The organism is Mesorhizobium sp. M7A.F.Ca.CA.004.04.2.1, assembly GCF_004022825.1.
GTDB lineage: Bacteria > Pseudomonadota > Alphaproteobacteria > Rhizobiales > Rhizobiaceae > Mesorhizobium.
Genome location: NZ_RZPH01001826.1, coordinates 1 through 410, shown reverse-complemented (window position 1 = coordinate 410; position 410 = coordinate 1). Strand labels below are relative to the sequence as shown.

The following is a 410-nucleotide window of genomic DNA, read 5'->3' as shown; positions in this document are numbered from 1 at the left end:
TTGCGGGGTTGATGGCCAAGCATTGCACGGATGGCGGGATGATTGTCGCGGCGACGCATCTGCCGCTGGGGATCGAGGGGACGGAGTTGAGGATCGGGGGAACTGGTTGATGATGGCGCGCGAGCATCTCATACCATGCTAGCGCTCTTCCTGCGCGACATCCGCCTCAACATCCGTGCCGGCGGCGGGGCGCTGACCGGGGTCATCTTCTTCCTCGCCGTCATCGCCACCATCCCGTTCGGAGTAGGGCCAGACCTGAAGCTGCTGGCCCGCATCGGACCGGCCATCCTGTGGATCGGCGCGCTGCTGTCCTGCCTGCTCGGCCTCGACCGGCTGTTCCAGGCCGACCGCGAGGACGGCTCGCTCGATCTCCTGGTGCTCGGCAATGATCGCCATATGCTGGCCTTGAC

Annotated in this window: 1 protein-coding gene and 1 pseudogene; both read left to right on the top strand. The window is 65.6% G+C overall.

What is annotated here, in order from left to right:
- Window positions 1-110 (top strand): annotated as a pseudogene (locus tag EN893_RS39825) (heme ABC transporter ATP-binding protein CcmA); the annotation flags it as partial.
- 25 nt (window positions 111-135) lie between these two features.
- Window positions 136-410 (top strand): heme exporter protein CcmB (locus tag EN893_RS37780; protein WP_206640292.1); only part of this gene is annotated, 275 nt, incomplete at its 3' end.